A 25,948-nucleotide genomic window follows, 5' to 3' on the forward strand; every position below is an offset into this window, starting at 1 on the left:
AGTTAAAGAAAAAGACAAAGCCATTTCTCGTTATGCAAGAAGAACGCACAAGATATTCGGAGGAAGAGTTGAGGGAATTTGAAGAACTCATTCGCGGAAAACTCGAAGCGACAATGAGTGAGCTTAATTATATCAAGGGAGGTTTAAGTAAGAAGAACGACAGTGGTACGGAAATCACTGCTGGTTCGGCCAAGCTTGTAGAAGACGGCGCCGACGCCAGCGAACGTGAGAACCTGAGCCAGTTGGCTGCCAGATTACAGAAATACTCGATCCAGCTTGAAAACGCCCTGGTCCGCATCAAAAACGGCACCTACGGCATCTGCATTGACACCGGCAAGCTGATTCCTAAGGAAAGATTAAGAATCGTTCCTCATACCCAGCAAACCATCGAAGCAAAGCTGAGAAGAGCGAGCTAATTCAGGCTTCTGAAATTTATCGTGAGCGACAAGTGATCTGCGGATGGCTTGTCGCTTTTTTGTTTATGAAGCGGGAGAATTGCCAGTTATTTGAATTAATGTAAATTTACTTATTGCCTTCAAACAATATGCAGAACACTAACAAACCAAATATTCCATCAAGGCTCCTTTGGGAATTTGATTACGATAGTTTCGATTTTAAAAAATCGTATAAAATTGTAATTGAGCGGGTTTTAGAACGGGGGAATCTGGACAACTGGCGGGAAATGATCAGGTTCTATTCCAAAAGTCAAATTTTGGAGACGATTGAATGGTCATCTCAAATAGATGAAAAGGACAAGCGCTTTTCCAGATTATTCATTAACTCTGACTTTGTGAATGTTGTATAAAGACCCTTTCGTAATTCATCCGGATACGTTTAAGCTGATTCAGCGAATCCAGGCTATTCCTGAGTTGAAAAACTTTTATCTGGTTGGAGGCACTTCCCTCGCATTACAAATCGGACACCGAAATTCCATCGATATCGACCTGTTTACGAATGTAACATTTGAAACAAGTGAGTTAATCGAGTTGCTACGCGAATCCTTCAAAGTAGAAGTTGCCTATCAAAAGAGTACAAATAATCTTTTCACCTTTATCGATAACATCAAGACAGATTTCATTCGCCATGATTATACATTGATAAAACAGCCCCAAATAGAAGAAGGAATTACTTTGTTAGGTTTGGAAGATATCGCAGCTATGAAAGTGAATGCCATTATAAATTCCGGCAAGCGACTGAAAGACTTTGTGGACATTTACTTTCTGCTCGAACACTTTTCGCTGAATGAAATTATTTCATTTTTTGAAACAAAGTATCCACACATGAACCCGTTAATTGCATTGAAATCGTTATCCTATTTCTATGATATAGATCCCGAAATGGATCCACCTAAAATGAAGGTTAAGCTGCCAATTTCGAAGATTCAGCAACGCATAGAGCAGGCTATTATCTCAGGAAACAAGCTTTTCCAATAAATCAGTTTTCCTCCTCAGTCCCTAAAACCTCCCTAAAAACCGCCATTAATCCATCGGAGGGTTCCTGGCCTTTGTTTTTGGTTTTGAAGTATTCCTGGAAGAGCTTTTCCATGCTTAGGGAAAGGTCGATTTCGGAAGTGGTGGTTGCGAGTTCGCTCTTTTTGATTTGGGGGATGATCTGGATGATGCCGGGATGGGCTTCGTTCAGGCGTTTTTTGTCGGTGGCTTCCAGGTAATTGTTGGAAACGATGGTAAGTTCAATGAGGTCTTCACTGTGCTCGCCGAGCCATTCGATGGCTTTGTCAATGTCGTTAAAGCTTCTTCTGCGTAGTTTTTTGCCTTTGGTGAGCTCGATCGCGCGGTAGGAAACGAGCTTTCCGGCTTCTGCTTCTATCAGGACCACATATTTGGTTTGGTTCGCTTCCGAAAAGCTGTAAGCGAGCGGGCTGCTGGAATAAATGGCTGGCGCTGGTGTTTTATCAATAACCTGGTAACGGTGCAAATGTCCGAGGGCAATGTAATGTATTTTGTCCGGGAAATTTTCGGTATAAATGGCTTGTGCGCCACCAATGTGCAGGATAGGGCGCTCTTCCTCAGGCTCTTCGGGCACCGGCTCGCCTTTTTTCATGACGAACAAATGGGTAATCAGTAAATTGAAGCCCGCATCATCCAGATACTTGTCTGCTAGTTCCTGCCAATGCTGTTGCAAATGGACGCGAAGCGCTTCTTCTGAATCTTCTACACCCAAAAAAGTCTTCAAACGCTGCTCGTTCGCATAAGGTGTGTGCAGAATTCTTAACGGGAAACTGGCATTAGGAAGCTCAATTTCAACAAATCCTTTCGCAGTCCGAAGAATGTCAACCTTCGCCTGCGTGCAGAATTGCGAGATTTCGGTGTTTGGAAAACCAACAAAAATGATCCCGCAAACTTTCGCCAATGCGTCCGGAACCTGAATGCGTTCCGGGGAATCGTGGTTGCCTGCAATGGCGATCACAGCGCGGCTCCCGTTGGCGGAGAGGCGGTGTAATGTGCTGTATAATAGCTCTGTGGCTTCCGAAGAAGGATTGAAATTATCAAACAAATCTCCTGCTACGACAACTGCATCGACCTGCTCGGCTTCGGCGATCTCACAAATTTCTGCCAGCACGAGCCGTTGTTCTTCGAGCCTGGAATAATTGTCGAGCTTTTTACCAATGTGCCAGTCGGCGGTGTGGAGGATTTTCATTTTGTGTGATTAATTTAGCGAAAATAACATTTCATCCGGTAAGAATTGAAATATTCAACTGCAACATTCCTGCGTCATTGCTTCCTAAAATGCATTTTTCTCTGTGTCGGAATCAGCATGACGCATTGTCGGCGGGATGCTGAAACGCATGAAAAGGCGGGGATAGCAATCTCTTTCGACGATCATTTTATCAACGAGTGGTTTGCATTGCGGCCGATGTTCCGGAAATACAATGCGAAAGTCACCTTTTTCATAACCTGTCCCGACAGCCTGACAGCCGACGAAATTTCTAAACTAAAAATATTGCAGGCCGACGGTCATGAGATCGGTTTTCACGGCACAATTCATGGTAAATCAACAGAATTGATTGCCACAGGGCCGGATAGTTATAAAAATATTGAACTGGCACCCGGCCTTGCACATATGGCCGAAGCAGGCTTTAAGCCCACTTCCTATGCGCATCCCGGAGGGAACCATAACGCCCGGGTTGACTCTGTGTTGCTAGCCAGCGGCTTTAAGATCTTGCGCGACGTGGCCATATCCAGAAGAAAAATTATGGGTTTTCAAATGTATGCCCTGGCGCCACGACTGATGCCCTGGATTTACTATAATTTTGATAATGAACGCATTGTGGATGCGCTGCTAATCGACGAAGACTCCGGATTAACCGACCCGGAAATGCAAGAAGCGCTGGAAAAAGCGAAAAATGATAACACGGCTTTAATGTTATTCGGACACGAGCCTTTATATGGAAAGCCGCAAAATGGCGAATACGGCTTTCATGTGCCATTTCTCGAAAAAATATTAAAGGAAGCAGCCAGACAAAATTTGAAATTCTACACCATGTCGGAATTGCCTGATAGGAATTGAGATTATCTCCCGAAGCGCTTGTCTTTGTAGGCTAACAACGGTTTTTCAAAGTAAGAGTAAGAAAGCGACGCCACTGCAACCGATCCTAAGAAAGTCAACACATACAGGCCAATGTGGTAAGATGTGCCGGTCCAATCGGGTAGATATTTGTTCAAAACATTGATAATGAACACAATCACAGCTACGTGATATAAGTAAAGTCCATAAGAGATTTTACCCAAATGATTCATCACACCATTGTTCAGACTGACTATCGTGTTTGGATTACAGGAAACATTCAGAATAAAAAAGGCAAAGAAAAGGGCGTAAACTTCAAGAAAGCCGTAAAAATGGATTCCGGAAAGGAAAAGGGCGATCAGCAGCGTATAGACGACAATTTGAAGATCTTTTCTGAAAACCACTTGCAGGACGTTTGTTTTTTGCTTGTAAACCAGCCAGGCGCATAACCCACCCAAAGCCATCGTCTGGATCCGGAATTGGCCCAGAAAAGTTGAGATCATTGTGCTTTTCGTTTCTTCATCAACATTCACATAATGCAAGCCAATGAACAGGATTGCTGCCGTAATGCCCAGGAAAAGGAGAATGATCGGAATGCGCTTTTTTGGATATTTGATCAGCCAGGGCCACAGATAGTAGAACTGCTCCTCGACACCAATGGACCACGTTTGAGCGCACCAGTAAGGCAAGTCATACAGCACGAAAGCGAAATTGGGCAAAACCAAAAGCAGCAATGTTAACCGCTCGGCGGCGTGAATCGTGATTTTCTCGTCGGTCCCGGGAAAGCTTAGCAACTCAATGTGCGGGAAAACGAAAAAAGAGAGGCCTATAATGAGGAAGTAAATGGGCCAGATCCGAAAGACCCGTCGCAAGTAGAACTTTTTAGTATCCACATCACCAAAACGCCCGCGTTCTTCCAATAATAAATAAGTGATCAAAAAGCCGCTAAGCACGAAGAAAAGGCCAACGCCAAGCCTGCCAGCGTGCTGAATAATGGGAAGCTCGTAAATATTGGCAATTCCCAAAGCATGTTTGGCCTGCTCCAAATGGTGAAAAACAACCAAAAGGGCCGCAATGCACCGGATTCCGTTGAGATTTGGGAAGTAACGCTTTTTTTCCACTTAGTTAAGCCTGATTTCTGCTTTTGAAGATTATTGAAACCAAGCCATCCATTTGCCCTGAGCCTTCATTACTTGTTCGATCAGGTCGCGTACTGCGCCGTGACCGCCGTTTTTAGGAGATATATAGTCGGATAATGCGAGGATTTCGTCCACCGAATCTGCCGGGCAGGCGCTCAGCACATTGGTCCGCATCACTTCATAATCGGGCAGATCGTCGCCCATGAACACGATCTCGTCTTCTGTGAGATTGGTTTCTTCGAGATATTTTTTAAAAATCGGCAACTTCCCATCCGGTGAAGTTCCGATGAAAATGTCCGATACGCCCAGATATTCAAGCCGTTTGCGGACACCCATTTGATTTTGTGCAGAAATAATAGCCACCCGGTAACCCATCTTAATCGCGCGATTGATGCCGTAACCGTCCTTTACATTAAAACTACGAGGCTGTTCTCCGCTTTCCAGCGCAATCACGCTGCCGTCTGTCATGACGCCGTCGATGTCGAAAATAAAGGTTGTAATGCGTTTAAAGCGGTCTATTAGTGCTGCATTCATGAAAAATCCGAATAATGAATCCCGCAAATATAGCCTAACTTTTCAGGAGACAGCACGGGTCCCTATTATTTTGAAATGTAGAAGTTCCTGATTTTATCCGTCAGCAGCCTGTAAATCTCCGTCCAATCCTCATTGGTTTCCTGCAAATATTCCAAATGCCGGTTGGTCGTTTTCCAGTCGCCACGCCTTGCCGGCCCGGTCTGGCCCAGCGAAGGATCATTGGAAAGCAATGCTTTGTGAATGGTGGTTTGGATAAGGGGTTTTAGTAAATCAAAATTCAACTGTTCCCTTTCGAGCATATTTTGGGAAACAGTGAGAAGATAATTGGTGAAATTGCTGGCAAATACGGCTGCCACATGCAGGATAAAGCGCTCATCGGAATCCATGCGGCTTACATTGTCACTCACGCTCTGTGCCAATTGAATGAGCTTATTTTCAATCAGTTCGTTTTTTGATTCAATACAAAATGGAAGTTCTTTGTAGTCCATTTCCAATCCTTTTGTGAAGGTTTGAAGCGGGTAAAAGACACCGGTATGCACATATACGTCGCTGTAAATCTCGACCAGGTTCTGGAATTCTGCTAATGATCTGGTTCCTGAGGTGTGGACCAGCATTACGCCTTCGGGGAGCACGATGCGTTCGATCACACTTTCCAGAGCATCATCGGAAACGGCTATCACGATGAGATCAGCTTCACTTTCAGCAAAATTAAGGTCCGGCTGAATGTTGGTATCATACAGGTAGGAAGCCAGTTGGCGGGCTTTCTGGGTGTCGCGGCTATATACTTCACAAATCCAGTGACCGGCGTCTTCAAAGGCCTGGGCAAGGTGCCAGGCCACGTTTCCGGAACCAACGAAAGAGATTTTCATTCACAAAACGTTATATCCGCCTAAGATATGGCATAAAGTTAATTTCACAAATCAGTTGACTAGCGGGGCGGTTTGTGCTGCGCTGGTAATGCCATCGGGCAATTCCATAATGCGCATGTTACGGAAATGGATTTCAGCGCCTTCGGCTTCCAGGCAAATGTAGCCGCGTTTTCTTTCAGAGTTCCGCAAACCGTTGACAAACTTGCCATTAACAGAAAGCTTCACGGTTCCGTCTACACACACCACCACATATTTATTCCACTCGCCTTTGCCTTTACAGCGCTTTTCGAGGGATTTGCTTCTGATGCCGCGGGGGTTATCCGGAATGGCTGTCATACCCATGGTCGGGAACAGCTCGCCGTGCACGTAATCTTCTGTCGCATTGTGCTGGGGCGCGTAATCCAGTTCCAGCATTTGGACCTCAACCGCTTTGGTCAGCGGGTCATTTTCCTGCGGCGTGCCTTCGCTCCATACGAAAACGCCCGAATTCCCGCCTGCTTCCATATGTTTCCACTCCACTTCCAGGATAAAATTTTCATACTGCTTGTCGGACCGCATCACGCCAATGGGCTTACCGGAACAGATCAATGTTCCGTTTTTTACTTTCCAGGTTTCCTTCGACGTGTTTACATCAATCCACCCATCGAGGTTTTTGCCATTGAAGAGCGGCCGGAATGAAAGATTTTCAGGAGCCTGCGCAAAGCTGATTTGCAGCGAGAGGGCGAAAGCCAGCAAGGCCGTCGCATAATGTTTTGAAAAAGTACTTTTCATCTGAATGATTACTTATGAGGTTTAGGATTGGGAAAGGCGCAATATCGCAATTCTTCAAATGCAGTAAACTATATTTGGATCCAGGTATATTGGTTAAAATAAATTTCTCACACTAAAATTTTTTAAAATGTTTAGAATGAAGCTCTTCTGCTTTTTCGCAGCACTTACAGCAGCCCTCGGCACAGTTCAGGTTTATGGCCAAGGCCAATCACAGATCAGTGCGGTTATCGACGTCGGCACCGGTTTCAGCGATGATAAATCCTGGGCACCCTCTGTATTATATTATGAGCAGATAGGTCTGAACCGCGTTCCGTGGTTCCGGCTTGGGCTGGGGATAAGAGCATGGGGTTATTATGCTAACCGGACCAATTTATATACAAAAACCGGCTCTCCGCAGGATTACCTGGAATACAGAAAAGTATCTGCCAATGGGTTAAGCTTTGTGGTTGGGGCAAACCTGCGATTTTGGAAAATAGATCTCGGCGTTAACACAGACCTTATAGGAGCATCTTTTGGATCAAAAAGAAAGGCTTTTTACGAAAAAACCACGACAACGCCGGGTGTTGGCGCACCTAATTACAATCAATGGTTATCAACCTCGCCGGTTATTTTCAATGCTGCGCCTTTATTTTTAGATAACTATAACGGACAGTCTGAGGCATACGCACGCATCTATCTGACCAGGGGAATCGGGCTTAAAATCGGATACTTATACGGGCATATTGCGTATCACACGCATAAGGCCGATGACCGCAAGGTGTTCCTGGACAATAAGCAACGCCGTGTTTCACAAAACTATGGCATGCCGTATGCTGCGCTGAGTTTTCCGCTGCAACATTAAGAGATGTATTAGCATCAAAGCGGCCTTGAATCCTCATGGCCGGTGAAATTTCACAAACATACTTGTTATTCAATTTGTTAAACTCTATATTTGCACTCCCATTTTGCGATGGGACTGTCTTGTTACAGTGTAATTTATTGAAAATCAATTAAATTTTTGTTAATCGTGGATACGTTAAGCTACAAAACCATCTCGGCGAACAAAAACACAGTGAACAAGGAGTGGGTTGTTGTGGATGCTCAGGATGCAATTTTAGGCCGTTTGGCAAGTGAAGTTGCGAAAATTATCAGAGGCAAGCACAAGGCAAATTACACTCCTCATGTGGACTGTGGTGATAATGTTATCATTATCAACGCCGATAAAATCAAGTTGACAGGTAAGAAAATGACCGACAAAATTTATGTTCGTCATACGGGTTACCCAGGAGGTCAGCGTTTTCAAACTCCTCGTGAGTTGCTCGAAAAACACCCAGGTCGTGTAATCGAGAAAGCCGTAAGAGGCATGCTTCCAAAGAACCGTTTGGGACGTCGTTTATTCACAAATCTGTTTGTTTATGCTGATGCAACACACCCGCACAGCGCTCAGCAACCAAAAGAAATCCAGTTGTAATTCATGGAAGTTATCAACACAATAGGTAGAAGAAAAACAGCCGTGGCCCGTATTTATATGACGCCCGGTAAAGGAGATATCAAAGTAAACGGTCGCGATTACAAAGAATACTTTCCATTTGAAGTTCACCAGATCGTTCTTCAGCAACCTTTTGCTGTGATCAGCGGAGGCAATGGTTATGATCTTAAAGTAAATGTAAGAGGCGGTGGAATTTCAGGACAGGCGGAAGCAATCCGTATGGCTGTTTCCCGCGCACTTTGCGAATACAACGGAGAATTCCGTGGCGCGTTGAAAAAAGAAGGATTCCTTACTCGTGACCCTCGTATGGTTGAACGTAAGAAATACGGTCGCGCTAAGGCTCGTAAGAGATTCCAGTTCTCGAAACGTTAATATTCAAATGTCCAGACAGTACTTATCGTGCCCGATGTGCTGTGCTGCGTAATTTTATTAAGACATTTTTTCAAAACATTAATCTGTAATGGCACAAATAGAATATAAAGAACTATTGGATGCAGGTGTACACTTTGGTCACCTTACCCGCAAGTGGGATCCACGTATGGCTCCATACATCTTCATGGAGAAGAACGGGATCCACATCATTGACCTGAACAAAACATTGAGCTGCATTAACGACGCTGAGGCTGCGTTGAAGCAAATCGTTCGTTCAGGACGTAAGATCATGTTTGTTGCTACTAAAAAACAAGCGCAGGAAATCGTAACGGAAGAGGCGAAACGCCTTAAAATGCCTTACGTAACTGATCGCTGGTTGGGTGGTATGCTTACAAACTTCGGCACAATTCGCAAGTCTTTGAAAAAAATGCAGACTCTTGAGAAGATGCTAAAAGACGAAACCACGGTTAGCAATATCGCGAAGAGAGAACGCCTGATGCTTACACGTGAAAAGGATAAATTGGAAAGAGTGTTAGGTGGTGTAGCTGACTTAACACGTCTTCCTGCTGCCCTTTTCATCGTTGATGTAAAACGCGAGCACATTGCCGTTTCAGAAGCAAAAAGATTGAACATCCCCATTTTTGCAATCTGCGACACCAACTCAAACCCGGAATTAGTTGATTTCCCAATCCCAAGCAATGACGATGCTTACAAAGCAATTTCATTGATCACTTTGGCGATCGGAAAAGCAATCGAAGAAGGTTTGATGGAACGCAAACAAGATAAAGACGATCAGCGCATGGTAGAGGAGGAAGAAGCGAAACGTCAGGTTGACAAAGGCAATGAAGAAACAGCTGCGGCTGCTCCTCGTGCTGAGGCGCCTGCTGAGACAAGCGTTGCTGCTGAAAGTGATGAAGAGTAATCAGGGCGATACGGAATAGGTTTCTGACCTTTCCTGTCTGAACAGATAAAGTAGCCCATAGCCTATTGCTATGGGCTACAGTTTTTTAAAATTCTACCGGATGCGGATTTGTTAATCGTTTTCTAACACAGCATTAACAGCCGTTTCCTTTCAAATCAGTAATAACCAATATTAAAAATAGATCATGGCAATTACCGCACAAGATGTAAACAAACTCCGCCAAATGACCGGCGCGGGCATGATGGATTGTAAAAAAGCACTTCAGGAAGCTGATGGCGATTTTGACAAAGCCGTTGATATTCTTCGTAAGCAAGGACAAAAAGTGGCAGCTAAACGTGCTGACAACGCAGTTTCAGAAGGAACAGTGGTTGTACAGATCAGCGCTGACGGAACAAATGGTAAATTGATCGCATTTGCTTGCGAAACTGAGCCCGTTTCTAATGTTGAAGATTTCAAAAATCTTGCACAAAGCATTTTGGACAAAGCCGTAGCAGATAACATTGCTGACAAAGACGCTTTGCTTTCTGCTACATTGCCTGACGGCCGTCCGGTTAGCGAGCACATCGTGGATCTGGTAGGTAAATTGGGAGAGAAACTTGAAATCACTGCTTACGAAAATGTAACAGCTGACAAAGTTGTTCCTTATATTCACTCCAACGGCAAATTGGGCGTTCTGGTAGCGTTCGAAGGCGTAAATGGAACAGATGTAAGCGAGCTTGGTAAAGACGTTGCGATGCAGATCGCTGCTATGAAGCCTATCGCTTTGGATAAAGACGAAGTGGATTCTGCAACTGTTGAGCGTGAAATCGAAGTAGGTAAAGAACAAGCAAGAGCAGAAGGTAAGCCAGAAGCAATGCTTGAGAAAATTGCACAAGGAAAATTGCAGAAGTTCTACAAAGACAACACATTGTTGAATCAGGAATTCGTAAAGGATTCTTCGTTAACAATTCGTCAGTTATTAGAAAAAACTGCTAAGGGCTTAACGGTAAAATCTTTCAAAAGAGTGTCAATCGGCGCTTAGAAAGCACTTCTTATAAAATAATGTTGACAACGCCTGGTATCTATTTGTATACCAGGCGTTGTTTTTTAATATTTACCAAAAATTAATTAATCCATTAATTTTTTGGACACGCGCTATACAGTGATTTAAATTAAGATGGTTGACAAATTCGCAAATTATGCACCGCATAATGTAACAGACGAGGAATTGGTTAAGCTTTTTCTGGAATCCGGGGAAAACCGATATTTTGAAAAACTTTACGACCGATATGTGCTGAAAGTATTCAAAAAATGCCTTTCACTTACGCGCGACGCCTCCAAGGCAGAAGACATTACCCACGACGTATTTCTTAAATTGGTATTTAAAATGAATACTTTTAAGAAAGGAGCAAAATTCTCCACCTGGCTCTACACTGTTACGTATAACCACTGCATGGATCTCATGCGATCCAACAGAAAAAAAGTGATCATTGTGCATGCAGAAGATGCGGATTGCATTGAGCACGTAGATCTGGACAGCGCTTTTACTACTGAGGAGGTCAATACTAAGATTCTAAAACAAGCGCTCGACAAATTACCTGCGGAGGAAAAAGCCTTACTATACATGAAGTATATGGATGACCGGAGCATCCGGCACATTGCAACAACGTCCCAAATAACAGAAAGTGCGGTTAAAATGAGGCTCTTACGCTCCCGTGAGAAGTTGAGAATTATCTATCTTGAAATATCATATGCAGTGAATTTCGGGCAGGAGTTATGAATTCTGGTAATCTATTGATTACTTACTGTTGCAATTTCTCTTCCTGTAAGCCTAGAGCTGAGGCTCTGCAATTTTTTACTAACCACATCTCAAATGAGCGGAACATTTTCACGCTATTTCTTCATTTTTCTTGTGTTTTTGATAACACTTCCCGGTTTAGCACAAACCGTAGACCTTAGTAATCCGCTTAATGCAGGAAAACTAAAGGTTCCTGGTGATACGGCGTGGAAAAAAATTGAATTCGGAGCTAATCTGAATCAGGGCTCTTTCAGTTCAAACTGGACCGGTGGTGGTGTTAATTCTATTGCATTAGGCTTGTTTTTCAATGCCCTTAATGAGAAGATTAAAGGGAAAAATGCCTGGCGGAATGACTTTCAATCGCAATATGGGATTGTAAGGAATAAAGGCCAGCAAAGCCGCAAGAATGTTGACCGCATATTTTTTGATACGAAATATAATAGGTCCATCGGTTCAAAGTGGAGCCTTTTTGCCAATGTTAACTTCCTCTCGCAATTTGGGGACGGATATAATTATTCCGCTGCGCCCGATTCCACGGATGCTAAAAAGAAGGTTTCCGGAATATTTTCTCCGGCATATGTGACAGAAGCCATCGGTATAGAATTTCGTCCTGCGTCTTATTTCTTTATTGATTTCGCGCCGGGCGCACTACGGCAGACCATCGTGCTGGATAAAAATCTGTACGTCAACACACCCGACCAGAATAATTATGGAGTGCCCATTGGAAAAAGTTTCAGGACCGAGGCTGCTTTGATACAAATCGTCGCGAACTTTGACAAAGACATTGCCAAGGACGTGAATTTAAAATTCAGATATCTGATGTTTTCCAGCTTCAAAAGACCTGGTAACATTGATAACCGGCTGGACGCAATGCTGACAGCGAAAATAAACAAGTATGTGAATGTTAACTTGGGAGCCATTATGCTTTATGATGACGACCAAAGCAACAAAGTGCAGTTTGCCCAGGCTTTAAGCATCGGATTTTTATACTCATTTTAATTCTTCCAACTAACCTCAACTTGTTATGCTCCAGGAGTTCAAAATTTTTATTGCTAAGGGAAATGTCCTTGATCTGGCCGTCGGTGTGGTCATTGGTGCTGCATTTGGAAAGATCACGACTTCCCTGGTCGAAGACATTATCAACCCGATTTTGGGTCTGATCATCGGCGGAGTGGATTTCACTCAGTTGAAAATCGTGTTAAAAGAAGCCGTGGGCGATACGCCCGAGGTGGCCGTTAAATACGGTAATTTCATCCAGGTTCTGATCCAGTTTATCATCATTGCATGGGTGATTTTCATGATCGTAAAACTCGCCAACAGGCTCAGGATTTCGGAGTCACTGGTCAAAAAAGAGTAGACAATTTTATATAAAAAATGAGAAAACGAGGCGCATTTAATGTGTCTCGTTTTTTATTTCTGGAAAAGATTTACCTTCGTGTTCAATGGTGTTTGTTCAACGTTTAAAAGAAGTCTTGTGCAAAAAAAGGTCGTTATTTTGGGTGGGGGAGAAAGTGGCACCGGCGCTGCAATCCTTGCCAAATCAAAAGGTTTTGACGTGTTTTTATCAGATCGTGGCCAATTGAACCAAAAATACATTGACGTCCTTGACCGCGAGCAGATTCCGTTTGAACAGGGAATGCATTCAGAATCAAGGGTTCTCGAAAGTGACCTCGTTATCAAAAGTCCCGGCATTCCCGATACGGTCGCGCTGATCGTTGCATTGAAGGAAAAAGGAATTCCTGTTATCTCGGAAATCGAGTTTGCTTCCCGCTATACCAATGCTAAGATAATCGCCATCACCGGCAGCAACGGTAAAACCACCACCACGCTGCTTACCTATCACCTTCTAAAAAATGCGGGACTCAATGTTGGCCTTGCGGGTAACATTGGAGACAGTTTTGCGTGGCAGGTTGCTGAAAAGGAATTCGATTATTATGTGCTGGAAATCAGTAGTTTTCAGTTAGATAATATTGAAAAGTTTCATCCGCAGATCGCTGTTCTGCTAAACATTACGCCCGATCACCTGGATCGGTATGGCTATGATTTTCAGAACTATATCAACTCAAAATTCAACATTGTCCAAAATCAGACTGCGGAAGATCATCTGATCTTTTTTAAAGATAGTGAGGTGATCGCGGCCGAGCTTTCCAAACACAACATTGATTCTCATCAGATCAAGGTATCGCTTGCCCATAAACCTGCGGAAGGCGCTTTCCTGCATGAAGGAAAATTGATTTCAAATGTTGCCAACGGCTCATTTGAACAGGTTTTTGATGAATTACCCATTAAAGGCCCACATAATGCAATCAATGCAATGTCCGCAATTGCCGTTGCGCAGCTCGTTGGCGTTAGTTCCGAGAAGATTTCAGAGGGCTTGAAATCCTTTACTAATGCGCCGCACAGGCTTGAACTAGTGGAAGTTATCAATGGTGTGACTTATATTAATGATTCAAAAGCAACCAATGTTGATTCTGTATTTTACGCATTGGGCAGTTTTGAAAAACCGATCATTTTAATTGCTGGCGGAGTGGACAAAGGCAATGATTATAGCCAGATAGAAGCGCTTGTACGTAATAAAGTGAAGGGTTTAGTAGTTCTTAGTAAAGATTCCGAAAAGTTGGAAAGATACTTTTCCGGAATTACTCCTCAAATATACATAACCCAGGACGTCCAGGATGCGGTAAATAAAGCGCAGCAGTGGAGTGTTTCAGGGGATATCGTACTTCTTTCTCCCGCCTGCGCAAGTTTTGATTTATTCAAAAATTACGAGGACCGGGGTGAAAAATTTAAAACTGCTGTAAGAAATCTTACCATTCATAATAACTAATAAGCATTACCGGTTACCATTATGGATTTCTTGCTCAAATCAAGAGAAGACACGCAAGCATGGTTCAGCAAAAATCTGAAAGGTGATCCCTGGATCTGGGGCATCTGCATTGTAATGCTGATGTGGAGCATTGTGGTGGTGTATAGCGCAAGTGTTAAGGACGCGTACAGCCAGATGGACGGAAACACCGAATACTATCTTTACAAACACGTCCTGTTGTGCTTTCTGTCGCTGATGGTCATGTATTTCGTCCATCGCATTCCCTATATCAAATTCGTTTACGTTACCCGGCTCGCGGTTTGGAGTTCGATATTACTTTTGATTTTCACAATGTTCTTCGGGACGTCGGTGAATGATGCAGCCCGCTGGATAGAAATTCCGGTCATAGGCCAGCGTTTTCAACCTTCGGAATGGGCGAAGGTGGCTTTGATTGCGCATTTATCATTGATCCTGGCCAGGCACATTAAAGGCGGCTGGAACACCAGAGAGCTTTTTACAGAGCCGCTGGCATTGGTAGGGATCGTTTGCGGACTGATTTTTACTAGCAATGTTTCTACGGCAGTAATGCTGGCGGGCATTTGCTTTCTTTTAATGTTTGTAGGCAAAGTCCCGCTGCATTATCTGTTTTTCACGGCATTAGGCCTCGTTTTCTTCGCAACCATCGCCATTTTACTTAATTCAACACAACGATCTGGAACAGCCCAAAACCGGATTTCTGCGTTTTTTGACAAAGACATTGTTGTATATCAATCCCAGCAATCCTACATGGCCATGGCCCGCGGCGGATTGTATGGAGAAGGCGTAGCAAAAAGCCGCCAGCGCCGCTTCCTGCCAGAGCCTCAGAAAGATTTCATTTTTGCTGTTGCCGTGGAAGAATACGGCACATTGGGCGGCACCATTCTGATTATTCTTTATCTCATTCTTTTATACCGGGGCTTAAAGGCCATTGAAGCGACCAAACGCCCGTTCGGCGGGTTGCTTTCCGCCGGTTTAACATTCATTGTCGTTAGCCAGGCATTCTCGGCTATGGCCGTAACAGTCGGACTGGTGCCGGTTACAGGGCAAACATTACCATTTTTTAGTCAGGGCGGAACGTCTTTGCTCTTCACCGGCATCGCAATGGGCATGATCCTGAGCGTAAGCCGCGGGGAAACAGTAGAAGAGAAAAAGATTTAAAATGTCAAAAAAGGTCATTATCAGCGGCGGCGGCACGGGCGGACACATTTATCCGGCCATTGCAATAGCCAATGCGTTACAAAAGAGAGATCCGGATCTCGAAGTGCTTTTTGTGGGAGCTTTGGGAAAAATGGAAATGGAAAAAGTGCCGCGTGCGGGTTACGAAATCGTTGGTTTACCCATTGCAGGTCTGAAGAGATCCTTGTCTCTGGATAATCTCCTGGTTCCGTTCAAACTTTTAAACAGCCTGTCCAAAGCAAAGCGCATTATTCAGGATTTTAAACCCGATGTTGCGGTAGGAGTGGGCGGTTTTGCGAGTGGTCCTCTGCTCATGATGGCGTCTCTGGCGGGCATCCCAACATTGATCCAGGAGCAGAATTCTTATGCAGGCATTACCAATAAGTTTTTAAGTAAAAAAGCGAAGAAAATCTGTGTGGCATATCCCGGCATGGAGGCCTTTTTCCCTGCTGAGAAGATCGCGCTGCTAGGCAATCCGGTAAGGAGTGACATTGTGGATGTTTCTGCCAGAAATAAGGAGGCGCTGGTCGAATTCGGTCTGGATGGTGGGCATAAGACCTTGTTTGTCATGGGCGGAAGCCTTGGCGCCAGATCTATTAATGAGAGTATAAATGCAGGCTTGCCTCAATTATTAGAAGCCGGTTATCAGGTTTTGTGGCAAACGGGAAGAAGTTACATTGATACGGCCAAGCAAACCATTGCAGGCCTTGGAACAGATAAGATAAAAGCTTTCGATTTCATATATACAATGGATCTGGCCTATGCGGTTGCCGATGTCGTGATTTCCAGAGCAGGCGCATTGTCTGTTTCTGAGCTATGTCTGGCTGCTAAACCGGCTATTCTGGTGCCATTTCCGGCCGCGGCCGAGGACCATCAGACGAAGAATGCATTGACATTGGTGGAGCAGGATGCGGCATTAATGATCAAAGATTCAGAAACAATGGAAAAGCTTGTCCCTCAGGCACTTCAATTGTTAAAGGATATTGCAAAACAGGACGGGTTGAAGCTAAACATCAGGAAGCTGGCCCGGCCCAATGCTGCTGACGACATTGCAGCGGAAGTTTTTAAATTAATTAAGTAAATAACCTCAGGAATTGATCTTATGTCGTCATCTATGACAAATTGGAAATACATATATTTTGTTGGAATCGGCGGAATTGGCATGAGCGCATTGGCAAGATGGTTTAAGGCCAATGGTTTCAATGTGGCAGGTTATGACAAGACAATGACAACATTAGTCCAAAAGCTCCAAGATGAGGACATTACCGTAACGCTTGAAGATGAAATCGGCACTATTCCAGCCGAATTCGCGGCAAATCCTGATGAAACGCTTGTGATCTACACGCCGGCAGTTCCGGTTCAGCATAAGCAAATGATCTATTTCCGGGATAATAACTTCCTGATTTTAAAGCGTTCGCAGGTTTTAGGATTGTTAACCAAAAATCTGAGGACAATTGGCGTTGCCGGAACGCACGGAAAAACAACAACTTCTTCGCTGGTAGCACACATATTGCGCCATGCGAAGGTAAACAGCACCGCGTTTCTTGGGGGAATCACTCAAAATTATGGGACAAATCTCCTCCTCAATGAGCCAACAGACAACCTGGAAGAAATTTTTTGTGTAGTTGAAGCCGACGAATTTGACAGGTCATTTCTGACATTATTTCCTGAAATCGCCATTGTTACTTCCACTGACGCGGATCATCTGGACATTTATGGAAAGCATGAAAATGTGCTCGAATCGTTCCGGGATTATGTAAGCCAGATTGACGACAATGGCGTGCTTTTTATGCGTGAAGGATTGGAGCTGGCTTCATCGACAAAAGCGACAGTGCTGACCTATTCGCTCAATTCAGGAGATTATCATTCGGCAAACATTCATATTGAAAACGCGCGTTTTGTTTTTGACCTCATCCATCCTGACGGCACGATCGAAGGAATTGCGATGAAGATCCCGGGTTACCATAACATTGAAAATTCAGTTGCAGCCAGCGCGGTGGCTTTGCATGTGGGTGTGGATCCGGAAAAAATCAAAGAAGCACTCGAAAATTATGGCGGCGTAAAACGGCGCTTCGAATATCAGCTTGAAGAGGATGGACACATTTACATTGACGATTACGCGCACCATCCGACGGAAATCGAAGCGTTTCTTTCATCTGTAAAGGGCCTGTATCCGGGAAGACATGTAACGGCAATTTTCCAGCCGCACCTGTTCACCCGCACACGCGATTTTGCGGACGGATTTGCCGAGAGCCTCTCGGTGGCCGATCGGCTTCTCCTGCTGGAAATTTATCCGGCGAGGGAGCAGCCTATAGAAGGAGTGAATTCGGGAATGCTGATGGAAAAGATCACTGCAAAGGAGAAACAACTTATCACTAAAGATAAAGTTTTGAACGTTTTAGCTGATTTAAATACGGATATTGTGGTGACAATAGGGGCCGGAGACATTGATACATTGGTTGAACCGATCAGGAACTTGCTGAAAAATTCAATTGTGAATAATTAGTCAAAGCATTTTTAATATTACTAAGATGTTACGTAAATTTGACTATCCATGGCTTTTGTTAAAACGTAGTTTATGGCTCATTTTGCCAATAGCCGGGATAGGCATGGCAGAAAATAAGCTTGGTAATCAGCGTTGTACAAATCTTGTGATATCCATTGAAGGAGATTCGGGAGCAAGGTTCCTTAATCAGATGGATGTACGCATGCTGGTAACTGAAAATGGAGCAGATCCGCTGTTAGGCAGCAGGTTAAGTGACGTTGCACTCAATGATTTAGAGCATCGGGTGCGCAGGAACAAACTGATCAGGAAGTGTCAGGTTTATCGTGACTTGAAAGGGAATGTGGTGGTAGAAGTGGAGCAGGAACGGCCGCTGGCAAGATGGATCAACACTTCTGAAAATGGCGAAATGCGCAATTCATCTGGTTACTATATCAGTGATGAAGGCGTTTTTTTTCCGTTATCGGATAGTTATTCGGCCAGGACATTGCTGGTTTCCGGTTCATTTTTCAATGATCCTGAAAAATTAAAGACAACCAAGGGGGCTTCATTGATGGAGCTTTTGCGCTTTTTAAATGCGGATCCCTTTTGGAAAGCACAGGTAGCACAGCTGGACGCTGACAAAGATGGTGAAATTCATATGATGACGGTCCTGGGTGACCAGCGCATTGAGTTTGGATCGGCAGAAAATTATGAATCCAAATTCGATAAGCTCAAAATGTTCTATAACAAGATATTGAGCCAGGACTGGAGCAGGTATAAAAAAATTAGTATTAAGTTTCAGAATCAAATAGTTTGTGAATAATAATTCACCATCAGCATGGCACACGAAAAAATTGTAGTAGGCGTAGATATTGGGAGCACGAAAATTACCGTGGTTGCTGCACAGGGAGCCGCGTCGGGCTCTCGTCAAAACAATATTGAAATTTTAGGTTTTAGCGAAGTCCCTGTTCCCAAAGGTGCAGTTGTAAACGGAGCCGTTGAAAATATAAAACAAGTTGGGACCGCAGTTCGTGAAGCACTCGCGGAAGCATCTTCCCGCTCGGACCTGGACATTGCGGTGGTGAATGTTAGTTTTGGCGGCACGCAGGTAAAGGTAAGTCAGCATAATGATGGCGTGATCCGGCCTTCGGCGTCTTCCGGCGAAGAGGTAACGCAAAGAGATGTGGATCAGCTTGTTGACGATATGTACAGGGCTAAAATCGAGCCTAATTACGACGTTCTGCATGTTTTACCCATGGAGTTTGTGGTTGACAACTCTATGAATGTGCGTGAGCCAGTAGGCAGGACGGGTATTAAACTGGGCGGTAACTTCCTGATTATCTCGGCAAACAGTCAGTCTGTTCTGCGTACGAAAAAGAGTCTGGCAGATGCAGACCATAATTTGAAATGCGACAAGATGGTTTTTGCGCCGTTGGCTACCAGTCTTGCGGTTTTAACAGACAATGAAACAAAAGCCGGCATTGCGCTGGTGGATATCGGGGACCATACGACGGACCTGGTAATATATCATGATAGCATTGTACGCCACATTGCTACTTTCCCGATTGGCGGCAGGCATATTACGAATGACCTCGCAACAGGTTGCGGCATTCAGGTTGAGAATGCAGAACGATTGAAACAGGAATACGGCGTAGCTATTGCTGCCGACGTTCCGTTAAACATTGAAATCCTGGTTAACTTCCTGGCCGGACGTGCTCCAAAGCAGGTTTTAAAGAAAAATGTAGCATTGATCATTGAAGAGCGATTGAAGGAGATCGCAGCGATGGTTTATGCAGAAATTATCAAATCAGGATATCTGGATAAGCTTATCGGTGGAATAGTGCTCACCGGCGGGTCTGCGAATATTGATGAGATTGAAAAACTCTTTGAGAAAGTAACAAACATGTCAGTCCGGGTGGGTTATCCCGAAAACCTGGAAAGAACCGCCAAAGCAGATGCGGTCAGCAATTCTTCATACAGCACAGCGATCGGTCTGGCCTGGGCCGGACTTCGTAATATAGATCCCCGGGTAAAATCGGTCTGCAAGCCTACGACTTCATTTAACACAGGCACTGTTGTGCAGCGTGAGAAAGTAAAGGAAATTCCGCCTAAGGAAGAGCCGGGTAAGAAAGTCGGGACTTTTTGGGATAGCTTTAACAGCATTATCCGCAAAAAAGATGATGGTCTGAGTGACTATTGAAAACAAAGCATAAACGCATTCAATCTCCGAAAATATGAATAAAAGCTTGTTGCAATCTTTAGACCAGGACTACATTGTGAACGAAATAATTAAAGACCAGCCCACCGGCGAACACCAGGCAGAGCCAGCCATTATCAAGGTGATCGGTGTTGGAGGTGGAGGAAGCAATGCGGTCAACTACATGTTTGAGAGAAAGATCAAGGATGTAGAATTTGCAGTGTGTAATACCGACCGCCAGGCGCTTGCTAACAGCCCGGTGCCCGTAAAAATCCAGCTTGGTGCAACATTAACGCAAGGCTTGGGAGCCGGAACGGATGCTACCAAAGGCAAGGAAGCTGCGTTGGAAACGATTGAAGAAATTAAAAGCCTGCTCGGCGGATCAACCCAAATGGTGTTTATCACAGCGGGTATGGGTGGTGGAACAGGAACAGGCGCCGCACCGGTGATTGCACAGCTTGCAAAGGAAATGGGCAAGCTTACAGTGGCGGTAGTAACTGCGCCTTACACCTGGGAAGGACTTGATAAAAAGGAACAGGCACTCGAAGGGATTGAGCAATTAAAGGAGTTCAGTGACACGGTGCTGGTGGTTTTGAATGACAAGCTGGAAGAGCTTTATGAGGACATGACCCTGACACAGGCATTCGCCGAGGCAGACGGCATTCTTCTTAATGCTGTAAAAAGTATTTCTGAGATCATCACGACAAACGGAAATATCAACACGGATTTTAAAGATGTTGAGAAAGTCCTTAAGAATGCAGGCCAGTCGGTAATGGGAACCTCTGAGGCGACCGGAGCTGATCGTGCTTCGATGGCCATTAAGGAAGCGCTGGATTCGCCGCTTTTAAATGACAGGGATATCCGCGGAGCAAAACGCATCCTGGTAACGCTTGCTACAAGCAAGAAAAAGGAAGCGACCATGAAGGAGCAGCGCGAAATCTGGCGTTATGTGCTTTCACAAGTGGGTGGAGAAGCGCGGATGTTCAAGCTGGGAACCATTACAGATGATTCTTTGGGTGATAAATTACGCGTGACGATTGTTGCAGCAGGATTTGATAGCATAGAGTCACCTATCCCGGGAATTGAGCTTAGAAACGGCGTTAAATCCAAAACACCGGATGCCAAGCCTGTTATAGAAGAAATTAAAGCGCCCGAATACGAAACAGAACTGGTCGTGACGAGCGAGCTGGAAGAAAGCACGCCAACCGGCCCGATCGATCTGATCATCGACCGTGAAATTGTACCAAGCGGATTTGCTCAGTTGCCGATCACAGATGTTGAAGGCAATAGTGACTGGGACAATGAAGAAATTGGAAAACTGGATGTAATGATCGCTTCGTTCAAAGACGGCCTGGTTAAATTCGGGGATCTCGAAGGCCCCGCGTTCCGCCGGAGCCGCGTGGAGCTCTGGAAACGCCCCACAGTTCCAGCGACCGAAATGGAGCAGCACTGGTTGAAATAATTAAGGACAAAAAAGGGAGCAAACGCTCCCTTTTTTGCTTAGAAATGGATCATTTGCCCGGCTTGAAGTTCCAGTAGTTCTTTGTACAACGCATTTGATATTACATTGTCATGATAATGTGAGCGGATCTGCCCTAACTTCACCCGTAATGCCAATGTGTTCATGCCCAGATAACTGAATACATCATTCAGATGGCTCAATGCTAATGCAGCTCCTTGCATATTGGAAGATAAGCCCACCAGTGCGGCCTTCTTATTGGTAAAGCTGTTGGGATAAGGCAGCCCGTCGATAAACGCTTTGAGAACGCCGGGATAGGAACCATTGTACTCGGGAACGATAAAGATAAATTTGTCCGTTTGTTCCAGCAGGGATTTGAGATTATTAAAATCTGAGTTTTTCCCTGAATTTTCGTACATCGCCGACACGGTGAAATCATGCGGCAGGTTTATCAGATCAAGGATTGTACTGGGAACATTGAGCTTATTGAATATTTCCTGATAATAGTCCGCTATTTTTCGTGACATGGAGTTGGGCCTGTTAGTGCCTACAATGATCACGATAGGAGAAGAAGTTGTTGTCATGAATGTAAAGTAAAGAGGCGGATGTCGCCTGTATGTTGCCCCTTAATGGGCTGATTTAGTAACAAATTAAGGACAAAATTGTTCAAGATAGTGCCTTAAACAGCTTATCAATGTAATGTTGCGGCATAGTTCGTTTTACTATGCATGACATTTATTGCTATCTTTGAGGCCAACATTCATCATGAAAAGCAGTTAAAAATCTGATATTCAGATTTTTAAAATTAACTCACGTAATAGTATGTCCTGGTTTATTCGTAAAGAGAAAGGTATTAATACACCCACCGAAATGAAGCGTGAAGCTCCTGACGGTTTATGGTACCAGTGTTCTAATTGTAAAAAAATTACGCCTACCAGAGAGCATAAGCAGAATGCGTTCACTTGTCCGCATTGCAATTATCACGAAAAGGTGGGTTCTGATGTTTATTTCAACCTGTTATTCGATGATAATGAGTTTATAGAGCTCGACGAAAATCTCATGTCGGGCGACCCGCTTCATTTTGTTGATACAAAAGCTTACCCCGACCGCATTAAGTCCACAATGCAGAAAACGGGTTTAAAAGATGCGGTCAGGACAGGTCACGGCAAGATGAATGAGCTGGACATTGTGATCGCTTGTATGGATTTCAATTTCATTGGCGGATCTATGGGTTCGGTTGTGGGGGAGAAGATCGCCCGTGCGATTACATATGCATTGGAGCACAAGCACCCGTTCCTGATGATCTCAAAATCGGGTGGAGCGCGGATGATGGAAGCTGGATTTTCACTGATGCAAATGGCAAAGACTTCTGCTCGTTTGGCACAACTATCGGAAGCAAAAATTCCATATATATCACTTTTGACGGATCCTACAACGGGCGGTGTTACTGCATCCTACGCAATGTTGGGCGACTTCAACATTTCAGAACCAGAAGCGTTGATCGGTTTTGCAGGCCCGCGCGTAATTCGTGAAACCATTGGTAAAGATTTGCCAAAAGGATTTCAAAGCGCTGAATTTGTTCTGGAACACGGCTTCCTGGATTTCATTGTGGACCGCAAAGACCTGAAAGATAAATTAACCAGCCTGCTTACCATGCTTCGTTGATATGCGTTTGATTTCCCATCCGGTCCTTTGCAATTACTACGTGACTTATCGCTGCAATGCATCATGTGGTTTCTGCGACATTTGGGAAAAGCCTTCGCCCTACATTACGGTTGAGAATTTAAGAGAAAATTTAAGGGATCTGAAAAAGCTGGGCGTTAAGGTCATCGACTTTACCGGCGGCGAACCACTGCTTCACCGGCAGCTGGATGTGCTCTTAAAAGAAGCCAAAGACTACGGCATGATCACTACGGTGACCAGCAACGGACTACTTTATCCAAAACAAGCGGAAAAGCTCCGTGGCCTCATTGATATGCTCCACTTCTCGCTCGATTCCCCGGACCGCGATGAGCATGATAAATCGAGAAATGTGAAGTGCTTTGATAAGGTGATGGAATCCATAGCGATCGCTAAATCACTAGGCGAACGCCCGGACATTATCTTTACGGTTTTTGAAAATAATGTTAATCAAATCCGGCAGCTTTGGGAAGAAGTTTGTTTACCCAATGATCTGATTCTGATCTTAAACCCTGTTTTTGAATACAACAATGTCGGCTCAAATCTTTCGAAAGAAACATTGAACGAGCTGACATGGTGGGGAAAACAGAAGAACATTTACCTTAACGAAGCATTCATCCAATTGCGGCTCGATGGCGGAAACCACGTCGAAGATCCGGTGTGCAAAGCGGCCAGCACAACTATTGTCATCTCTCCCGAAAACAAGCTCGTTTTGCCCTGTTATCATTTGGGCCTGAAAGATTTTCCTATCGAAGGAAATCTCTTCGATCTCTATCATTCCGACGAAGTCCAAAAGCTCGTAGCATTGGAAGGCAAATTACCGGCATGCGAAAGCTGCGCAATCAATTGCTATATGCAGCCCTCATTTGCCGTGGAAATGAATAAATACTGGTGGAAAGCGCTTCCCAGCACCATTAAGTATAACCGCATTAAAGGGACCTGGAAGCAGATGGTGCGGTTTTAGTTTATAAGCAGCCTTCTTTTCTTCGCGTGTCTGTTATGGAGGTTATTTTCCAGGTATTAGCGATTTTTATCAATGTGAAAACATTCACGCCGCAATGTGAGAATTTCTCCCCCAGGAAGAATTTATAAGGAGCCCACACAATGGCCATTGGCCCATCTACTGAAATGTTCACTTTATAAATCTGCTCATCCCACTTTTCTGAATGTGGTTTACCCACGGCTTTAACAAATCCGTCGATTGAGCTTTTCTTAATCGCAATGGAATCCTTTGGATTTTCCGGCACCGACATCATTGTGCTGCCTAGCGCAAAGGCATTTCGCACTTTCGTTGAGTCTCCTTCGCGCATTCCGTCAAACAATGCATTTACAGTGCTCATAATGCGAGGATCATATTCCTGGCTGAATGCGCTGTTTGCAAAGAAAAACATTGAGATCATCGTCAGGACGAATCTCAGACGGTTCATGTGTGCATGCTTTTTCATTAATTGGTATAGTTTTAACAAAAGCTTAATTTTGAGCCCCTTTTGAATTTGAGAATTAATATGTCTGAAAAAATAGTTAAAAAAGTAGATATAAAAAACCGCAAGGCCTCCTTCGAATATTTCTTCCTGGAAGAGTTTACGACCGGAATGGTGCTGACCGGAACAGAGATAAAGTCGATCCGGCAAGGCAAAGTGAATTTCCAGGATGCATACTGTCTGTTTATGGACGGAGAGCTTTATATCAGGAGCCTGCACATTTCCCCTTATACGGAAGGGACACATTACAATCACGACCCAATGCGTGACCGTAAATTACTCATTACCAAGAGAGAACGCCGGAAGTTGAATGAGAATCTGAAAGATCAGGGCTTAACGATCATTCCGGTAAGGCTTTTTACCAGCGAGCGCGGGCTGGCGAAGTTGCACATTGCTTTGGCCAAAGGTAAAAAGTTGTACGACAAGCGCGATTCCATCAAAGAAAAGGACATGAAGCGCGAAACGGATCGCATGAATCTTTAGGTAACTATCCTTTACTCTAAAAACAGCTAAATGGGTGATACAGGGCATCTTCTGCAAATTATTTTTTCACAATAATTGAATTTGCGGGCGCGTTTTGTAAGGTAAAAATTCCTATATTGTCGGAATTAAATACCTCTAGGGCTCATGGGTAAAGTACTGGTTCTTAATCAAGATTATAGTGCGTTAAGTGTTTGCACCGTTCCAAAGGCGTTTTTATTAGTCTACATGAACAAGGCCGAAATGCTGGCCGAATCGCCGAGACATTATCTCCGAACGGTCAACGATCAGTTTCCCATGCCCGTTGTCATCCGCCTCAACCGCTACATTCATATTCCATACAGAGGTGTCGTCATGACGAGGCAAAACCTTTTCAAGCGGGACAGTAACCGGTGCCAATATTGCGGAACACACGATAATCTCACACTAGACCACGTTATTCCCAAATCCAGAGGTGGCAAAACCACCTGGGATAACCTCGCCACTGCCTGCAAGCGCTGCAATTCAAGAAAAGGAGACCATACACCGGAAGAAGTAGGCATGCCACTTCGCCAGCGCCCTTTCCGTCCTTCGTTTTTAATGTTCATCAGGGATTTTTCCGGTTTGGCTGATGCAGAATGGCTTCCGTATCTGGGTGTTAAGGAAAGATCATATTAATTTATAGCCTGAATTTTCCCTTCCGAGAGCTTCAATTCTTCTCGTCTATCATTGATTTCAAAAAAATCCACTCTTACTAGGGATTTTATTTTGAATAATGCGTACTTTTGC

At 44.3% G+C, this 25,948-nt stretch carries 30 protein-coding genes; 23 read left to right on the forward strand and 7 right to left on the reverse strand.

The genetic code is table 11. The annotated features are described in order from the left end of the window. Positions 1 to 32 precede the first annotated feature (32 nt). From NFI80_RS19770 to NFI80_RS19780, 3 genes are all read left to right on the forward strand, one after another. On the forward strand, positions 33 to 416 hold the full coding sequence (locus NFI80_RS19770; protein ID WP_026631728.1) for a TraR/DksA family transcriptional regulator: 384 nt from the start codon (positions 33 to 35) through the stop codon (positions 414 to 416). A 128-nt stretch (positions 417 to 544) separates the two neighbouring features. Next, positions 545 to 805 (forward strand): DUF6922 domain-containing protein, encoded by a 261-nt coding sequence (locus NFI80_RS19775; RefSeq protein ID WP_235161076.1) that lies wholly within the window; start codon positions 545 to 547, stop codon positions 803 to 805. Further along, positions 795 to 1,433, forward strand: a complete 639-nt coding sequence (locus tag NFI80_RS19780) for a nucleotidyl transferase AbiEii/AbiGii toxin family protein (protein WP_235161077.1) — start codon at positions 795 to 797, stop codon at positions 1,431 to 1,433. Before NFI80_RS19775 ends, NFI80_RS19780 begins: the two co-directional genes overlap by 11 nt. A 1-nt stretch (position 1,434) precedes the next feature. On the opposite strand, the gene NFI80_RS19785 is transcribed toward NFI80_RS19780, so the two are convergent. Continuing rightward, positions 1,435 to 2,658, reverse strand: coding sequence for a metallophosphoesterase family protein (locus NFI80_RS19785; RefSeq protein WP_235161078.1), 1,224 nt, complete (start codon positions 2,656 to 2,658; stop codon positions 1,435 to 1,437). 117 nt (positions 2,659 to 2,775) lie between these two features. Here NFI80_RS19785 and NFI80_RS19790 point away from each other — a divergent pair, with 117 nt between their 5' ends. Continuing rightward, entirely contained in the window at positions 2,776 to 3,528 is a 753-nt protein-coding gene (locus NFI80_RS19790) for a polysaccharide deacetylase family protein (protein ID WP_235161079.1), read from the forward strand. A 2-nt stretch (positions 3,529 to 3,530) separates the two neighbouring features. Here the strand turns inward: NFI80_RS19790 and NFI80_RS19795 are convergent, their stop codons facing one another. The 4 genes from NFI80_RS19795 to NFI80_RS19810 form a co-directional block, all read right to left on the reverse strand. Next, the gene (locus NFI80_RS19795) at positions 3,531 to 4,646 is read right to left on the reverse strand and encodes an acyltransferase family protein (protein WP_235161080.1); all 1,116 of its coding nucleotides are present in this window, start codon (positions 4,644 to 4,646) and stop codon (positions 3,531 to 3,533) included. 30 nt (positions 4,647 to 4,676) lie between these two features. Then, positions 4,677 to 5,198, reverse strand: coding sequence for a KdsC family phosphatase (locus tag NFI80_RS19800; protein WP_235161081.1), 522 nt, complete (start codon positions 5,196 to 5,198; stop codon positions 4,677 to 4,679). Positions 5,199 to 5,263: 65 nt separating this feature from the next. Beyond that, the gene (locus tag NFI80_RS19805) at positions 5,264 to 6,067 is read right to left on the reverse strand and encodes a Rossmann-like and DUF2520 domain-containing protein (RefSeq protein WP_233799030.1); all 804 of its coding nucleotides are present in this window, start codon (positions 6,065 to 6,067) and stop codon (positions 5,264 to 5,266) included. Between the two features lie 51 nt (positions 6,068 to 6,118). Next, positions 6,119 to 6,838, reverse strand: a complete 720-nt coding sequence (locus NFI80_RS19810; RefSeq protein ID WP_235165946.1) for a 3-keto-disaccharide hydrolase — start codon at positions 6,836 to 6,838, stop codon at positions 6,119 to 6,121. A gap of 127 nt (positions 6,839 to 6,965) precedes the next feature. Between NFI80_RS19810 and NFI80_RS19815 the strand changes: the two genes are divergently transcribed. The 15 genes from NFI80_RS19815 (at position 6,966) to ftsZ (ending at position 21,542) form a co-directional block, all read left to right on the forward strand. Then, the gene (locus NFI80_RS19815) at positions 6,966 to 7,679 is read left to right on the forward strand and encodes a hypothetical protein (RefSeq protein ID WP_235165947.1); all 714 of its coding nucleotides are present in this window, start codon (positions 6,966 to 6,968) and stop codon (positions 7,677 to 7,679) included. Positions 7,680 to 7,844: 165 nt separating this feature from the next. Next, entirely contained in the window at positions 7,845 to 8,288 is a 444-nt protein-coding gene (rplM, locus tag NFI80_RS19820) for a 50S ribosomal protein L13 (protein ID WP_026631734.1), read from the forward strand. Between the two features lie 3 nt (positions 8,289 to 8,291). After that, positions 8,292 to 8,678: a 30S ribosomal protein S9 gene (gene rpsI / locus NFI80_RS19825; protein WP_026631735.1), complete on the forward strand. Its 387-nt coding sequence runs from the start codon at positions 8,292 to 8,294 to the stop codon at positions 8,676 to 8,678. A gap of 88 nt (positions 8,679 to 8,766) precedes the next feature. Next, the gene (rpsB, locus tag NFI80_RS19830) at positions 8,767 to 9,600 is read left to right on the forward strand and encodes a 30S ribosomal protein S2 (protein WP_233799027.1); all 834 of its coding nucleotides are present in this window, start codon (positions 8,767 to 8,769) and stop codon (positions 9,598 to 9,600) included. Between the two features lie 184 nt (positions 9,601 to 9,784). Continuing rightward, positions 9,785 to 10,621 (forward strand): translation elongation factor Ts, encoded by an 837-nt coding sequence (gene tsf / locus NFI80_RS19835; RefSeq protein WP_233799026.1) that lies wholly within the window; start codon positions 9,785 to 9,787, stop codon positions 10,619 to 10,621. Between the two features lie 135 nt (positions 10,622 to 10,756). Beyond that, positions 10,757 to 11,359 carry an RNA polymerase sigma factor gene (locus NFI80_RS19840; RefSeq protein ID WP_235165948.1) on the forward strand — a complete coding sequence of 201 codons (603 nt, stop codon included), beginning with the start codon at positions 10,757 to 10,759 and terminating at the stop codon, positions 11,357 to 11,359. A 93-nt stretch (positions 11,360 to 11,452) separates the two neighbouring features. Next, positions 11,453 to 12,376 (forward strand): DUF3078 domain-containing protein, encoded by a 924-nt coding sequence (locus NFI80_RS19845; protein WP_235165950.1) that lies wholly within the window; start codon positions 11,453 to 11,455, stop codon positions 12,374 to 12,376. 25 nt (positions 12,377 to 12,401) lie between these two features. Next, entirely contained in the window at positions 12,402 to 12,734 is a 333-nt protein-coding gene (mscL, locus tag NFI80_RS19850; protein ID WP_235161085.1) for a large-conductance mechanosensitive channel protein MscL, read from the forward strand. 117 nt (positions 12,735 to 12,851) lie between these two features. Further along, positions 12,852 to 14,204 carry a UDP-N-acetylmuramoyl-L-alanine--D-glutamate ligase gene (gene murD / locus NFI80_RS19855; protein WP_235165952.1) on the forward strand — a complete coding sequence of 451 codons (1,353 nt, stop codon included), beginning with the start codon at positions 12,852 to 12,854 and terminating at the stop codon, positions 14,202 to 14,204. 21 nt (positions 14,205 to 14,225) lie between these two features. Further along, entirely contained in the window at positions 14,226 to 15,380 is a 1,155-nt protein-coding gene (locus NFI80_RS19860) for an FtsW/RodA/SpoVE family cell cycle protein (RefSeq protein ID WP_233799022.1), read from the forward strand. Position 15,381: 1 nt separating this feature from the next. Then, a complete protein-coding gene (gene murG, locus NFI80_RS19865; RefSeq protein WP_235165960.1) occupies positions 15,382 to 16,479 on the forward strand; it encodes an undecaprenyldiphospho-muramoylpentapeptide beta-N-acetylglucosaminyltransferase in 1,098 nt (365 codons plus the stop codon). Between the two features lie 33 nt (positions 16,480 to 16,512). Beyond that, complete coding sequence (gene murC, locus NFI80_RS19870; RefSeq protein WP_235165962.1) at positions 16,513 to 17,904, forward strand: UDP-N-acetylmuramate--L-alanine ligase; 1,392 nt, start codon at positions 16,513 to 16,515, stop codon at positions 17,902 to 17,904. Positions 17,905 to 18,007: 103 nt separating this feature from the next. Further along, entirely contained in the window at positions 18,008 to 18,706 is a 699-nt protein-coding gene (locus NFI80_RS19875) for a cell division protein FtsQ/DivIB (RefSeq protein WP_233799019.1), read from the forward strand. A gap of 15 nt (positions 18,707 to 18,721) precedes the next feature. Beyond that, complete coding sequence (gene ftsA, locus NFI80_RS19880) at positions 18,722 to 20,083, forward strand: cell division protein FtsA (protein ID WP_233799018.1); 1,362 nt, start codon at positions 18,722 to 18,724, stop codon at positions 20,081 to 20,083. A 34-nt stretch (positions 20,084 to 20,117) separates the two neighbouring features. Further along, entirely contained in the window at positions 20,118 to 21,542 is a 1,425-nt protein-coding gene (gene ftsZ, locus NFI80_RS19885) for a cell division protein FtsZ (RefSeq protein ID WP_235165964.1), read from the forward strand. 38 nt (positions 21,543 to 21,580) lie between these two features. Here ftsZ and NFI80_RS19890 read toward each other — a convergent pair whose 3' ends face one another. Beyond that, on the reverse strand, positions 21,581 to 22,123 hold the full coding sequence (locus NFI80_RS19890; RefSeq protein WP_084439741.1) for an NADPH-dependent FMN reductase: 543 nt from the start codon (positions 22,121 to 22,123) through the stop codon (positions 21,581 to 21,583). Positions 22,124 to 22,361: 238 nt separating this feature from the next. Between NFI80_RS19890 and accD the strand changes: the two genes are divergently transcribed. Together accD and NFI80_RS19900 are read left to right on the forward strand one after the other, a co-directional pair. After that, on the forward strand, positions 22,362 to 23,204 hold the full coding sequence (gene accD, locus NFI80_RS19895; RefSeq protein WP_233799016.1) for an acetyl-CoA carboxylase, carboxyltransferase subunit beta: 843 nt from the start codon (positions 22,362 to 22,364) through the stop codon (positions 23,202 to 23,204). A 1-nt stretch (position 23,205) separates the two neighbouring features. Beyond that, on the forward strand, positions 23,206 to 24,183 hold the full coding sequence (locus NFI80_RS19900) for a radical SAM protein (RefSeq protein ID WP_235165966.1): 978 nt from the start codon (positions 23,206 to 23,208) through the stop codon (positions 24,181 to 24,183). A 1-nt stretch (position 24,184) separates the two neighbouring features. On the opposite strand, the gene NFI80_RS19905 is transcribed toward NFI80_RS19900, so the two are convergent. Further along, positions 24,185 to 24,664 carry a nuclear transport factor 2 family protein gene (locus NFI80_RS19905; protein ID WP_235165967.1) on the reverse strand — a complete coding sequence of 160 codons (480 nt, stop codon included), beginning with the start codon at positions 24,662 to 24,664 and terminating at the stop codon, positions 24,185 to 24,187. A 60-nt stretch (positions 24,665 to 24,724) separates the two neighbouring features. Between NFI80_RS19905 and smpB the strand changes: the two genes are divergently transcribed. Both smpB and NFI80_RS19915 read left to right on the forward strand, forming a co-directional pair. Further along, entirely contained in the window at positions 24,725 to 25,183 is a 459-nt protein-coding gene (smpB, locus tag NFI80_RS19910; protein ID WP_026631750.1) for an SsrA-binding protein SmpB, read from the forward strand. A 144-nt stretch (positions 25,184 to 25,327) separates the two neighbouring features. After that, positions 25,328 to 25,837, forward strand: a complete 510-nt coding sequence (locus NFI80_RS19915; protein WP_026631751.1) for an HNH endonuclease — start codon at positions 25,328 to 25,330, stop codon at positions 25,835 to 25,837. The last annotated feature ends 111 nt before the right edge of the window (positions 25,838 to 25,948 follow it).

The organism is Dyadobacter chenhuakuii, assembly GCF_023821985.2.
Taxonomy (GTDB): domain Bacteria; phylum Bacteroidota; class Bacteroidia; order Cytophagales; family Spirosomataceae; genus Dyadobacter; species Dyadobacter chenhuakuii.

Coding starts and splice junctions, on each gene's coding strand:
- NFI80_RS19785 (WP_235161078.1), bottom strand. CDS start 2,658: ATGAAAATCCTCCACACCGCCGACTGGCACATTGGTAAAAAGCTCGAC.
- NFI80_RS19815 (WP_235165947.1), top strand. CDS start 6,966: ATGTTTAGAATGAAGCTCTTCTGCTTTTTCGCAGCACTTACAGCAGCC.
- murG (WP_235165960.1), top strand. CDS start 15,382: ATGTCAAAAAAGGTCATTATCAGCGGCGGCGGCACGGGCGGACACATT.
- NFI80_RS19840 (WP_235165948.1), top strand. CDS start 10,757: ATGGTTGACAAATTCGCAAATTATGCACCGCATAATGTAACAGACGAG.
- NFI80_RS19770 (WP_026631728.1), top strand. CDS start 33: ATGCAAGAAGAACGCACAAGATATTCGGAGGAAGAGTTGAGGGAATTT.
- accD (WP_233799016.1), top strand. CDS start 22,362: ATGTCCTGGTTTATTCGTAAAGAGAAAGGTATTAATACACCCACCGAA.
- NFI80_RS19810 (WP_235165946.1), bottom strand. CDS start 6,838: ATGAAAAGTACTTTTTCAAAACATTATGCGACGGCCTTGCTGGCTTTC.
- NFI80_RS19900 (WP_235165966.1), top strand. CDS start 23,206: ATGCGTTTGATTTCCCATCCGGTCCTTTGCAATTACTACGTGACTTAT.
- NFI80_RS19890 (WP_084439741.1), bottom strand. CDS start 22,123: ATGACAACAACTTCTTCTCCTATCGTGATCATTGTAGGCACTAACAGG.
- NFI80_RS19780 (WP_235161077.1), top strand. CDS start 795: ATGTTGTATAAAGACCCTTTCGTAATTCATCCGGATACGTTTAAGCTG.
- rpsI (WP_026631735.1), top strand. CDS start 8,292: ATGGAAGTTATCAACACAATAGGTAGAAGAAAAACAGCCGTGGCCCGT.
- NFI80_RS19805 (WP_233799030.1), bottom strand. CDS start 6,067: ATGAAAATCTCTTTCGTTGGTTCCGGAAACGTGGCCTGGCACCTTGCC.
- NFI80_RS19875 (WP_233799019.1), top strand. CDS start 18,008: ATGGCAGAAAATAAGCTTGGTAATCAGCGTTGTACAAATCTTGTGATA.
- ftsZ (WP_235165964.1), top strand. CDS start 20,118: ATGAATAAAAGCTTGTTGCAATCTTTAGACCAGGACTACATTGTGAAC.
- NFI80_RS19860 (WP_233799022.1), top strand. CDS start 14,226: ATGGATTTCTTGCTCAAATCAAGAGAAGACACGCAAGCATGGTTCAGC.
- murC (WP_235165962.1), top strand. CDS start 16,513: ATGACAAATTGGAAATACATATATTTTGTTGGAATCGGCGGAATTGGC.
- rpsB (WP_233799027.1), top strand. CDS start 8,767: ATGGCACAAATAGAATATAAAGAACTATTGGATGCAGGTGTACACTTT.
- smpB (WP_026631750.1), top strand. CDS start 24,725: ATGTCTGAAAAAATAGTTAAAAAAGTAGATATAAAAAACCGCAAGGCC.
- NFI80_RS19775 (WP_235161076.1), top strand. CDS start 545: ATGCAGAACACTAACAAACCAAATATTCCATCAAGGCTCCTTTGGGAA.
- mscL (WP_235161085.1), top strand. CDS start 12,402: ATGCTCCAGGAGTTCAAAATTTTTATTGCTAAGGGAAATGTCCTTGAT.
- NFI80_RS19790 (WP_235161079.1), top strand. CDS start 2,776: ATGACGCATTGTCGGCGGGATGCTGAAACGCATGAAAAGGCGGGGATA.
- tsf (WP_233799026.1), top strand. CDS start 9,785: ATGGCAATTACCGCACAAGATGTAAACAAACTCCGCCAAATGACCGGC.
- NFI80_RS19800 (WP_235161081.1), bottom strand. CDS start 5,198: ATGAATGCAGCACTAATAGACCGCTTTAAACGCATTACAACCTTTATT.
- ftsA (WP_233799018.1), top strand. CDS start 18,722: ATGGCACACGAAAAAATTGTAGTAGGCGTAGATATTGGGAGCACGAAA.
- NFI80_RS19845 (WP_235165950.1), top strand. CDS start 11,453: ATGAGCGGAACATTTTCACGCTATTTCTTCATTTTTCTTGTGTTTTTG.
- NFI80_RS19915 (WP_026631751.1), top strand. CDS start 25,328: ATGGGTAAAGTACTGGTTCTTAATCAAGATTATAGTGCGTTAAGTGTT.
- NFI80_RS19905 (WP_235165967.1), bottom strand. CDS start 24,664: ATGAAAAAGCATGCACACATGAACCGTCTGAGATTCGTCCTGACGATG.